Here is a 10,658-nt window from a genome sequence, read left to right as displayed (position 1 = left end):
GTCGAGCCGGGAGGGCGTTCGCCCTGGGTCAAGGACCTTTCGACCCGGAAGATCTGAATCGGAATCCGGAACGGCGGGCTGCGTCGCCCCCCGGCCAAATGATCAGATTTCTACGCTTCTGAGTGAGCGTCTACACCTGGGAAGCGGTGGCGAGACCAGGGCCTTCTTCATCCTGATCTTCGTGCCCCTCATTGCCGTTCCCACCTGCGGCCTACGCGCCGGTGTGGCGTGGAGCCTGCTGACGGGGTTGGGAACCCTGGGCGCCTCCGTTTTCGTGCTGAAGGGATTCGAGCCGCCCTTCCATATCGAGGCCCATCTGGTGCCGCACGAGAGCTTCTGGGTTGGCACAGGCTTGCTGCTCGCGGGCCTGGCTCTGGCGACGTGGTACGAGGTGGTACGCACAAACGCCACCGCGGAGATCCGCGATGCACGCGCAGAGAAGGAAGTGGCTCAGTTCGAGCTCGAAGAGAGCGAGACGCGCTACCGGGCCCTGCTCGAGCACAGCTTCGAAGGTGCCGCGATTGTCGATGCCGAGGGCTTCATGACGTACGTGCGACCGACAGCCGAAGGACAGCTGCTCGGATACCGGCGACAGGACTTCCCCGGCCAGACGATCGTTGAAATGGCCGAGGCGATCGTCCATCCAGACGACTTTCCTCGCCTCGCCTCCGTTGCGCAGGATGTGATAGAGGTGCCGGGCAAGTTCGCCATGGAGGTAGTGAAGATCCGACACAAGGACGGCAGCTGGCGAACGATCGAGGCTGCGGCTCATAACCTCACCCGCGAACCCGCTGTCCAGGGCGTGGTTCTCAACTATCGCGACCTGACGGATGCGGAAGAACGCCGCCATCGGGACCTACGCTCCAGGGCCGGCCTGCCCGACGCTTCCCACCTCGAAAGCCTGCGTGTGTTCGCCGGCGGCATCGCTCATGAGTTTGGCAACATGCTCACCACCATCGTGGGAGGGGCCCAGCAACTCGCCGACGACTTGGATTCCCGTTCTCCCGGGCAACGATCACTGCGCGATATCGAGGATGCCGGCTGGCGGCTGGCTTCCGTCTTGGAAGACATTCGTATCTATGCAGGCGCCGTCAGCCCATCGATCGGGGCCACGGACCTCGGACGCATCGTGGCCGGCGTGGTCGAGGGCAGGGCCGAGACCGGAAGTCGGGGGCTCGAGATCGTGCTCCAGCGTCCCATGCGCCTGTTCCCGGTGCGCGTCGACACTGCTCTCGTGGAGCGTGCCGTCAGCGCATTGGTGGAGAACGCCGTCGAAGCATCCCAGGGGCAGGGTATCGTCAGCGTCCGGGTCGGAGCCACCGTACTCGGCGCCGAAGACCTGGTGGCCTGCATCGAGCCCGGAAAGGGACTCTCTCCAGGGCGCTTCGCCTTCGTCTCCGTCGCGGACGACGGCGGCGGACTCCGTTCGAAGGACGTGGCGAAGATCTTTCATCCCTACTTTTCCACGCACTTCGCAGGCCGGGGCCTGGGGCTGGCTACGGTGCTCGGCATCGCGCGCTCCAACGGAGGAATGGTTCGCGTCGAGAGCGAGCCCCAGGAGGGGACGACCATGACGCTGCTGTTCCCGGCAGTCCCTCAAGGGTAACGCGCCGTACTGGCGAAGGCGCGGTCGACAGCCTGAAGGAGGTGCCTCGCGAGTCGCTCGAAGCACTTGGCGATCTCGAAGGGGCCCCGTCGGGTCGCTGAAGCGTGCGGCAGGGAACCGTTCAGTCTCCGATCGGCCCGGGAACCTCTTCCAATCCGTAGTACGAATGGGAGAGGCCCTCCGCCGAGAACCGGACGATTCGGAAGCCCGAGGGGTCGTCGCCAAGCGGCCTCCCGACGGCGCTGGTCGTAATCATTTACAACTCGCCGTCACGTCCTTCCGAATTTCGGTGGTAGTGGCCGGCGAAGACCGCGTGAACGCCATGGGCCTTGAAGAGGTCGAGGTAGAGCCGTCGGGTTTCGTGCGGGATGTTGAAGTATCCGTCGCTCTCGTCCGGCGCTTCGATGAAGTAGGGGTGGTGTTGAAACACCAGGATGTGCCGAGCGCCTGACGCCTGCGCCTGGGGCAACTCGGCTTCGAGCCACGCCAGTTGTGCGTCCACATCTGCTTGCACCGCATCGGGCTCCACGAGAATGGTGCTGTTCAGGACGATTCCGTAGACATCGTCATGCCGGAAGGAATACCAGTCCTTCCCGAAATCATCCCGGTACCGTGCCAACGTCTGCGGTGTGGGCTCGTTCTCGATGTCATGATTTCCTGCAACGAGATGCAGTGGGATCTCAGCATCGAGCTGCGCGGCAATGCGCTTGAATTCCGCAATCTGCCCCGAGTGGCCCGGAGTGTTCACGAGATCTCCGCAGAACGCGACGAAGGCGGGCTTCAGGCGGTTCGCATGGGAGATGGCTTGTTCGAAACGCTGCGTCTCTTCTTCGAACGAGTCTTCGTTCCAGGGCCAGCCGAGCATGCTGAACGACAACGGTTTCGCGAACATCCCGAACTGCGTGTCGGCCATCTGCAGGAAGAAGCCGTCGGCCCGAACGGAGCTTGCCGGGGCGATCACGGCCAGGACGATGCCAATTGCGATCGATCTCTTCATCATCGGCGCCAGGGTAGGGAAGGCGATCGCTCCCGACATGAACAGCGTCTTGCGACTCATCGTTGACGGCCCAACCATTGATTGAGTCTCTGGTAGAAGACTGGGAAGAGCCGACTCATTCCGCTTACAGCGTGTGCATCGATGCCCACCAGGATCCGTGCCCTGCGCTTTCGGATGCCGGCGACGATCTGCTGAGCAGCCTGATCCGGCGTCAGCCGGCTGAAGCGCTCGAAATCGGTATCGAAGGCCGCCGCCCCCGTGGTTGCCAACCGGTTCTCACCCACCCGCCCGCTGGCGACGATGCCCGTACGCACGCCACCCGGGTGGACGCAGCTGACGTCGATCCCCGTCCCGAGCAACTCCTGGCGGAGGCTTTCGCTGAAACCTCGAATGGCGAATTTCGAGGCACTGTATGCGCTTTGGAGCGGTGCTCCGATCAGCCCGAACACACTGGAGAGATTGACGATGTGGCCGCGCCCCTGGGATAGCAGGGTTGGAAGCAGGGCTTTGGTGCAGTGCACGGTGCCGCCGAAGTTGACCCGCATGATGCGGTCGTAGTCGTCCAGCGTGGTGCCTGAAACCGTGTCGTAGGTGGTGATTCCCGCGTTGTTGATCAGCAGATCGATTCCAGCGTGGCGCGCGGCGATCTCCGCGACGACGTGCTGGACCTGTTGCCTGTCCCCGACATCGCAGACATTTGCCTGCGCGGTGCCACCTTGTTCCCGAAGCGTGTCTACGAGATCGCCGAGCGCTTCGCCGTTGACGTCCACCAGCTCCAGGCTGTAGCCGTCCGCCGCCAGTGTCCGCGCGATCGCGCGGCCAATCCCGGATGCCGCACCGGTCAGGATTGCCACTCCAGGCCCGGCGGCATTCATGGCGCCTCCTTTCATTTCGCGTGATCGTTGTCGGCGGCCGCCCAAGCTGTTGGGAGGCGCAGCCTGGCCAGCAGGGCAGGGTAGCGCTGCCTTCCCTCCCGCCGGAGGCACCCGATGCCTGCAGTAATTCCGCTGCATGGTGACGGTACGAGTGATCTGGAATGCTCGCTATGTGAATCGCCCCACCAGGCCTCGAGACACCGCCCAGAAGACCGTCGAGCCTGTAGACCTGGACCCGCGGGGCGACGCAGATCTGCCCGCAACCTCCGGAGACAAGGATTCGGCCCTCGACGAGGTCACCTACGAACGGGTGTCCACCGTACTGGGGACCGTCGAGCGCGCCGGAAATTGGGAAGTCGCGGATCGCATCCGAGCACGCTCAGTCCTGGGCGCCCTGAAGCTGGATTTCCGGGAGGCAGAGCTTCCGCCGGACGGGATGATCGAGATCCACTGCGACGTCGTTCTCGGCGAGATCGAATTGATCGTTCCCCGGGGCGCCGAGGTCGAGATGCAGGAAGTGATGGCCGTGATGGGCGAAGTGAAGCATGAGAGCGGCCGAAGCGGCGTACGACCGCTGCTACGACGCGTTTTGACGGGGGAGGAGCCCGGAGACCGAGGATTTCCGGGCGCCGATCTCCTGTTCGTGGTGACGGGGCGCGTGATCATGGGCGGGCTCACGGTGAAGAGCCGCTCCGACTAACTCCCAGCGCTTCTCCCTTGATCCCGCGGCGCTGCGTGTCCAGCCGGAATTGGTCCGTCGAGACGCGAGACGATTGGCTCTGACGATCGCCCGGCCCGCCCAGTACCCTTGATCATTCGCAGGAGGGCCCGATTTGGCACGCATACGTCTGCTCTCGATTCGCGAAGCCGGTTGGTTTGCCCGCTTCTTCAACTACCTGTCCCGACGGCGGATGGGCAAGGCTTCGAGTGCTGCTCAACTGCTGGGGCATCACAAGAGGGTGTTCTTCTCCTGGGCGATCTTCATGGCAGGTGTCGACCGCTGGAACGAATTGCCCACCCGTTTGAAGCGCCTCGTGCACCTGCGCGTCGCCATGCGCGTCGGCTGCCCGGCTTGAATCGACATCCACTCTGCCGTGGGCAGAGCCGAAGGCCTGACAGAGAAGGAGATTCTTGGCGTTTCGATGGCCGAAGAATGTGACTCCTTCTCCGAACTCGAAAAGCTGGCGCTCGACTATGCGGTTGCGCTCTCCGATACGCCGGCGGATGTATCCGACGAGCTCTTCGAAGCACTGCGCTCGCGATTGAACGAAGCCCAGCTGATCGAACTCACTGCCACGGTGGCGTGGGAGAACTTCCTGGCGCGATTCAATCGCGGGTTCGCCGTGGAAGCCGAAGGTTTCAGCGAAGGCGCGGTGTGCCCGATTCCCGACCACCGACAACATCCGCATTCCCCGTGAGATCAGTCGGGCTCGAAGTCTGAACGCCGCTCGCGAAGGTGGTCGATGAAACCGACGTGCCAGCTCTCCCGGAGACCCCGGTTTTCGCGAACCCGGCCTCCCTCGAATTCGTTGGCGAGGGCGATCAACTCTTCGGAAGGACGATCCTCTGGAGCACCGATCTCCGGATGGGTCTCTCCGAGCCAGGCGAGGAAACGCGTCATCCGCTTCCGACCCACGGCAACTCGCTCGCCGATCACCAGCAGCCGCACAGGCTGATCGGTGGGGTTGGTGATCGTGTGCCGGATGCCCGTCCCCGGTTCGAAGGCGACGATGTCGTCGGGGCGAAGCGGATGCAGTTCGCCATCGATCCATGCCTGCGGGTTTCCCTCCAGCACGTAGACGCACTCCTCTTCAGTAGCTTCGGCGTGCGGAAGGCTGCTGCGGTGTCCGGGCTGGAGCACCTCGTGGTGGATTCCGAGCCGAGTGAGCCCGAGCGGCCGCGAAAGCGGTGTACGCACTGCCAGTACTTCATCCGAACCGGGCCAACGGACCTTTCCCGAAGCGAGTTTGCTGACGTGCCGAATGAAGTCGGGTCTCATTGGTAGAATCCTCACGGTGCGGGGATTGCCGCGGGCTGGCCGTTCGGGTCGAGGCCGATCCGGTACGTACTCGCCACGGCCTGGAGCAGCCGGTTCGCGAAGTCGATCAATTCGGCCTCGGTTTCTTGTGGGACATGGAGTCGGAAGCGTCGGTCAGCCACGTAGGCATCGATGGCGCGGGCCTGCTTGAAGCCCTCGAGGACGCCTTTGCCCGCGAGTGTTTCCTCGATCTGGCCCCTAACCCACTCGACGTATGCGGGATCCTCTTCTTGCGCGTTGGGTGGGAGGGGAAGGACGATGACGTCCCCGTTCACGAAGACCTGGGTAGGGCGGTCATCGATACCGGTCGGGATCGCGTCGAGGGCTGGAACACCTTCGACGAAGACTGCTTCGTCCAAATCCGGCCGAACGAGCAGTGTCAGGTTCCGCAAAATCGTTGCGTGCTCGTCGAGCCAGCCGCCATGGGTCCCGAACTCTCGTGGCATTGGATTCGGTGGGCTTTGGCTCGACCGGAGCAGGGGCGAGGCGGGACGGCGAAACAGATAGTCCCCTTCGCAAGGAGATCCCCAGCGAAGGGGAGATCCGCGGATGGGTGCGCCGTTCGTTCGCCACTTCTCCATCCGCTCGGCCAGGTGGCGGCGGCATTCCTCTAGTCCGACGGCCGCGACAGCTGGATCGGCCTGGCGCATGAGCTGTTCTCCAATGGCCCAACGAACGTCACTCCGGTCTTCCGTGCGCAGGAGATCGAGGAGGAAAGCCACGTTCTTCCCGCCATTCTGCTTGCCAAAAGCGACGAGGGGGAGCTGAAGCGAAGCCGTATCGCCAAGGATCACGCGTTCCCGGACCAAGGTGGCCAGCCGCTCCGAGTAGACACCGGGTGCGGGAACCTCCTCGACGTATCGGATCAGTGCCTCGTCAGGCACCCCCTCGTTCTCGAATCGTGGAAGGTCGTCGAAGCTCCCGCAGGCGGCGAGGCGATCCCACATCAAGTCGCGTCCGGTGCCATCAGTTTCGTGGGGCAACTGGCTCCTCATCCAGCTGCAGACAGATTCTGGATCCAGGCATGAACCCAGCAGAGCCACGTGGGCAGCTCGCCAACTCACGTCGGATTGGTCCTTCGCTTCCGCGGGAAGAGCGCGAAGAGATTCAAGCACTTGCTGGCGCATCTCCGAATCGCCGCGGCACATCCGGTGGGCCACGAAGCCGTGGAGCGGGAGTCGGAAGGTGGATCCAACGATCTGGGTGGTGCTGAGGAGAGGGTGATCGAGACGAACAGAGAGAGGCTCGTCGAATAGTGCTGGGACAGGCTCGCGGAGGCTCGCCTCTGGGCCGCCCGCATGCCCGGATCGAGGAGCCGCGAGCACCACGAAAGAGAGGAGAGCACTGAGCAGCGCAATGGGTGCTCTTCGCATCACGACCGGTTCGACACCGGGCGCGCCTGAGCGGTTTCAGTCCTTCGGGGGCACTCCAGCCCGGTGCGGTGCTCCCGAGAGCCGACACAGGAGATCACCGTTACCGATGATACGCCCCACGACAGGGCCGACCTCTAGTACCCGGGCAACGTGGAGGGATCGTCTTCCGAACGGTAGAGCCGCTGGATGTCGCTCTTCGAGCTGTCCTGCACCTCGTCACCCCACCACAGCTCCGCTTCGAGCCACAAAGGGCCCAGGGGCGCCGACAGGAGCCGTCGCTTTGCGTCGAGCGGAAACCGCACCTTCAGGGTCTCCCCAGCGGGCGGAGGGGTGTCGGCAGTCGTCTCAGTGTTGGGACGATTCCCGGAACCGAAGTCGCTGCCACTCACCACATCGTGGGCGGCGATATACGACCAGTCGAACTCGGTGTCTTCGGCGAGCGCTTCGGATCGGAACACGACATACACCTCGGTCGGGTCGATGCCCGCCGGCGGCTCATCGAACTCGAGGCGCAGCCAGCACTCGAGTTCACCGGTCATGATGCCGCCTCCGGGGACCATGCTTTCGATGCTGGCATCGCTGCAGGCGAGCAGAGCAACGCCCAGGCTGAGGCCTGCAAGGATTCGGGAAACGCGGTTCAGGGCCATGATGCACCTCCGGCCCGGGATGAATCGTCCAGGCCGAGGTTGGACTGAAGCCCGCGGAGTTGCGTCGATCTCGCCGCCTCGAAGGCGGCTCAGGAATCCCGGCGGTGCGGCCAGGGGATCAAAGCCGGGGTTCTGCGCGAATACTCCGCATAGCCGGGCCGTCGTGCGAGGCTCCGCTTGTCGAGCATCGGAATGCTTGCGCCCAGAAACAGCCCGATCATCGCCAGGGGGCCGGCGACTACCCACCAGACGCCGGGCGCCGACGCGACGGCGAAGAGCCAGAGCGACACCCAGAATGCAATCTCACCGAAGTAGTTCGGGTGCCGGGAAAGACGCCAAAGCCCGAGGTCCATCAGGTCGCCCGGCTGCTTGGTTTCGCCGAAGGCTCGCAGTTGCTCGTCGGCGGCGAGTTCGATGGCGACCGCGCCCAGACCCACGAAGAGCGCCAGCCCATCCAGCATGCCGAAACTGGCGTCGCCGAGCGCCAGTGCAGGGTAGAGCGACAGGCAACCGAGCCAGACGAAGAGCATGGGCCCGCCTTCAACCCCGACCAGATAGACGACCCATTTCGGCACGGGCCAGCTCTGCTTCAGGTCGACATAACGCCAGTCCTCATGGCTGAGGCCCGGCCAGCCCACGACCCAGTTCATCGTGAGCCGAACCGACCAGAACCAGACCACCGCGTGGACCGCAATCTGCCGTGCGGTCAAGCCGTCGGCATCCGAGAGCCCGGTGAACCACAAGGCCGCGAACGGCGGGAGCACGCTCCACCACGGATCGAAGACGGAGCCGTTGTCTGCGTGGAGCGCCGCGACGAAGGTCACGGCCGTGGCGGCTGCGAAGCCGCAGAGAAGAGCCCAATGCGGATGCAGGTCGGCCTGGGCCCACACGAGCCAGGCGGCGGCGATCGCAAGGACGTAGAGGATACCGACGTAGCGAAAGGAGCCGGCTCGGCCGGGACGGGGAGGCATGCGAAGAAGCCTAGCGCGGGAGAGGTGCATGCCGTCTCTCGCCGCTGGTGCGACGGGCTTCGCCGGCCGGGCTTGTGCTACGCATCCCACATGCAGTTCTGGCGTTTCCTCGCCCCGTCGGCCCTTGGTTGGACGCTCCGCCAGGGCCGGGACTTCATCATCGACCGACTGCGTGGTGCTCCACCGAGGCCGCTGCAGGCACGCGACTACGTTGCTGCGCATGCGAAACAGGGAGATCCCGACGACGTCCTTCGCACCCTGGACCGGTTCGCCCGCGACACCCGCTTCCTGATGAACGTGGGCCCCGAGAAGGGTCCGCTGCTCTTCGAACTCATCGCCCGCCTGCCGCGGCCGGCCCGGGTCCTCGAACTCGGTGCCTTCTGCGGTTACTCGGCGATCATGATCACGAACCAGCTCGGTCCGGGCAGTAGTTTGGTCTCCGTCGAGAAGAGCCCGGAAGCTACGGAGGCTTCTCGGGACAACGTGGCCATCGCAGGGCTCGCCGAGCAGGTGGAGATCATCGAGGGCTCGTCGAGTGATCGGATTCCGACCCTCGAGGGTCCCTTCCATCTGGTCTTTCTCGATCACTGGAAGGATCTCTACCTGCCGGATCTGAAGCTCCTCGAGGCCCACCAGTTGCTTGCCCCGGGGTGCATCGTCATGGCCGACAACGTGGGGCCGCTCTTCGGCGCCGAGCCGTATCTCTCCTACGTCCGCAGCTGCGGCCGATACGATTCGGAGAACCGGCCCGCGAAGCTCGAATACTCCGACCTTCCGGACGCGGTCGAGATTTCGGTCTGGAAGGGCGAGGCTGGCTAGACCGGCGCGTCTCGGCAACTCACTGTCAACCGGCATCCGCAGCCGCCCTCGGTGCTATGCTGGTGATCTCTCGACCAGGAGAACCCGATGGCCGATGACCCGACCCGCAACATGATCGACGGCATGCTGGCCCAGCTCGAGAAAGAGGACATGGCGGGCCTCTCCCTCGACGATCTTCGCGATGCCATGGCAGCGCCCGGTGCCGCCGAGACCGTGGCCGAGCTGATGCCGATCGAAGCGGCTTCCGTGCAGCAGGGAGCCCCGGCACCGGATTTCGAGCTGGCCTGGCTGCCGGGCAGTGGCCCCGAAGACGAGACCCTTCGGCTCTCGTCTCATTTCGGCGACCGACCCGTCGCCCTCGTCTTCGGCAGCTATACCTGACCGCCTTTCCGGGCCCAGGCTGGGTCCATCAACCGTATCTATCGCCGCTTCCAGGATCAGGTCGCCTTCTACGTGGTCTACATCAAGGAGATCCATCCGACGGATGGCTGGCAGGTGAAGGAGAACGAGCAGGACGCCGTCCTGTTTGCCCAGCACCAGTCGATGGACGAACGCATCGAGGTGGGCGAGGCGTGCATGTTGAAGCTCGCTCTCGAGCCCCCGGCCGTCGTCGATGAAATGGACGACGCCGTGGCACGGAACTACGCAGCGGTGCCGGAGAGGCTCTACTTGATCGGTGCCGATGGAAACGTCGCGTACAAGGGCGGCATGGGGCCGATGTTCTTTCGGCCCGACGAGTGGGAGGCGGCGATCGAGAGCCACCTCGAGAGCGCGAAGAACTGACGCAGGCCTACCCCTTGGAGAGATAGGCCTCCATCACGGGCTCGAGATGGTCCGGGTTGAAGCCGAACGGGCCGATGCCCGGGTTGTAGATGACGCGGCCTTCCCGGTCGATGAAGTAGATCCGCGTGGGCCGGGCCGTGTAGAGCGTGGCCACGTGGTTGTCCATCTCGTCCACGTAGAGCGGGACGACGCCATCGAAGAGGGTGGCCTGGCAGCTGGCGGCCACCCGTTGTCGCTGGGCAAGGGTCACGGGTTCCTTGACATCGGTGCGCGCGAGTTGGCCAGTGAGATCATTCACGAACCGCTGTGATCGCGATCGACCTAGCCACCATCGATCGCTGGCATGGGCTTCCTTGACGTAGACGACGATGAATTCGACCTGATCGTGATACTGCTCGTAGAGTTCTTTGCCTCGGTGAACACCCAAAAGCGGCCATACGTGATCACCTGAAAACCGGCCATAGAACGGGGAGTCGTCCAGGACGTTGAGGCGGGCGAGGCGGATAGCCTCGCCGGCCATGGCAAATGTCTTGGACGCAGAGAAACAGC

At 64.2% G+C, this 10,658-nt stretch carries 14 protein-coding genes; 7 read left to right on the top strand and 7 right to left on the bottom strand.

Going from position 1 to position 10,658, the window contains the following annotated elements; all coding sequences use genetic code 11:
• The first annotated feature begins 181 nt into the window (after nt 1-181).
• A complete protein-coding gene (locus GY937_20445; protein MCP5059081.1) occupies nt 182-1,606 on the top strand; it encodes a PAS domain S-box protein in 1,425 nt (474 codons plus the stop codon).
• Nucleotides 1,607-1,862: 256 nt separating this feature from the next.
• Here the strand turns inward: GY937_20445 and GY937_20440 are convergent, their stop codons facing one another.
• A complete protein-coding gene (locus GY937_20440; GenBank protein ID MCP5059080.1) occupies nt 1,863-2,663 on the bottom strand; it encodes a hypothetical protein in 801 nt (266 codons plus the stop codon).
• Complete coding sequence (locus GY937_20435) at nt 2,660-3,478, bottom strand: SDR family NAD(P)-dependent oxidoreductase (GenBank protein ID MCP5059079.1); 819 nt, start codon at nt 3,476-3,478, stop codon at nt 2,660-2,662. Before GY937_20435 ends, GY937_20440 begins: the two co-directional genes overlap by 4 nt.
• A gap of 151 nt (nt 3,479-3,629) precedes the next feature.
• Between GY937_20435 and GY937_20430 the strand changes: the two genes are divergently transcribed.
• The 3 genes from GY937_20430 to GY937_20420 all read left to right on the top strand — a co-directional run bounded on the left by GY937_20430 (nt 3,630) and on the right by GY937_20420 (nt 4,896).
• Nucleotides 3,630-4,178, top strand: a complete 549-nt coding sequence (locus GY937_20430; protein ID MCP5059078.1) for a cell wall-active antibiotics response protein — start codon at nt 3,630-3,632, stop codon at nt 4,176-4,178.
• Between the two features lie 133 nt (nt 4,179-4,311).
• Complete coding sequence (locus GY937_20425; GenBank protein MCP5059077.1) at nt 4,312-4,554, top strand: hypothetical protein; 243 nt, start codon at nt 4,312-4,314, stop codon at nt 4,552-4,554.
• An 18-nt stretch (nt 4,555-4,572) separates the two neighbouring features.
• Nucleotides 4,573-4,896, top strand: coding sequence for a hypothetical protein (locus GY937_20420; protein ID MCP5059076.1), 324 nt, complete (start codon nt 4,573-4,575; stop codon nt 4,894-4,896).
• A gap of 2 nt (nt 4,897-4,898) precedes the next feature.
• On the opposite strand, the gene GY937_20415 is transcribed toward GY937_20420, so the two are convergent.
• The 4 genes from GY937_20415 to GY937_20400 all read right to left on the bottom strand — a co-directional run bounded on the left by GY937_20415 (nt 4,899) and on the right by GY937_20400 (nt 8,507).
• On the bottom strand, nt 4,899-5,477 hold the full coding sequence (locus GY937_20415; protein ID MCP5059075.1) for a cupin domain-containing protein: 579 nt from the start codon (nt 5,475-5,477) through the stop codon (nt 4,899-4,901).
• Nucleotides 5,478-5,488: 11 nt separating this feature from the next.
• The gene (locus tag GY937_20410; GenBank protein MCP5059074.1) at nt 5,489-6,889 is read right to left on the bottom strand and encodes a hypothetical protein; all 1,401 of its coding nucleotides are present in this window, start codon (nt 6,887-6,889) and stop codon (nt 5,489-5,491) included.
• Between the two features lie 134 nt (nt 6,890-7,023).
• Complete coding sequence (locus tag GY937_20405; protein ID MCP5059073.1) at nt 7,024-7,536, bottom strand: hypothetical protein; 513 nt, start codon at nt 7,534-7,536, stop codon at nt 7,024-7,026.
• An 89-nt stretch (nt 7,537-7,625) separates the two neighbouring features.
• On the bottom strand, nt 7,626-8,507 hold the full coding sequence (locus tag GY937_20400; GenBank protein ID MCP5059072.1) for a DUF1295 domain-containing protein: 882 nt from the start codon (nt 8,505-8,507) through the stop codon (nt 7,626-7,628).
• Nucleotides 8,508-8,597: 90 nt separating this feature from the next.
• Here GY937_20400 and GY937_20395 point away from each other — a divergent pair, with 90 nt between their 5' ends.
• From GY937_20395 to GY937_20385, 3 genes are all read left to right on the top strand, one after another.
• Nucleotides 8,598-9,326, top strand: coding sequence for an O-methyltransferase (locus GY937_20395; protein MCP5059071.1), 729 nt, complete (start codon nt 8,598-8,600; stop codon nt 9,324-9,326).
• A gap of 87 nt (nt 9,327-9,413) precedes the next feature.
• A complete protein-coding gene (locus GY937_20390) occupies nt 9,414-9,707 on the top strand; it encodes a hypothetical protein (GenBank protein MCP5059070.1) in 294 nt (97 codons plus the stop codon).
• 27 nt (nt 9,708-9,734) lie between these two features.
• Nucleotides 9,735-10,109 (top strand): deiodinase, encoded by a 375-nt coding sequence (locus GY937_20385; GenBank protein MCP5059069.1) that lies wholly within the window; start codon nt 9,735-9,737, stop codon nt 10,107-10,109.
• Between the two features lie 7 nt (nt 10,110-10,116).
• Here the strand turns inward: GY937_20385 and GY937_20380 are convergent, their stop codons facing one another.
• Nucleotides 10,117-10,629: a hypothetical protein gene (locus GY937_20380; protein ID MCP5059068.1), complete on the bottom strand. Its 513-nt coding sequence runs from the start codon at nt 10,627-10,629 to the stop codon at nt 10,117-10,119.
• Nucleotides 10,630-10,658: the final 29 nt, after the last annotated feature.

Source organism: bacterium (genome assembly GCA_024228115.1).
Lineage (GTDB): Bacteria > Myxococcota_A > UBA9160 > UBA9160 > UBA6930.
The sequence above is the reverse complement of the archived record's forward strand: the minus strand, read 5'-3'. Positions and strand labels throughout refer to the sequence as shown.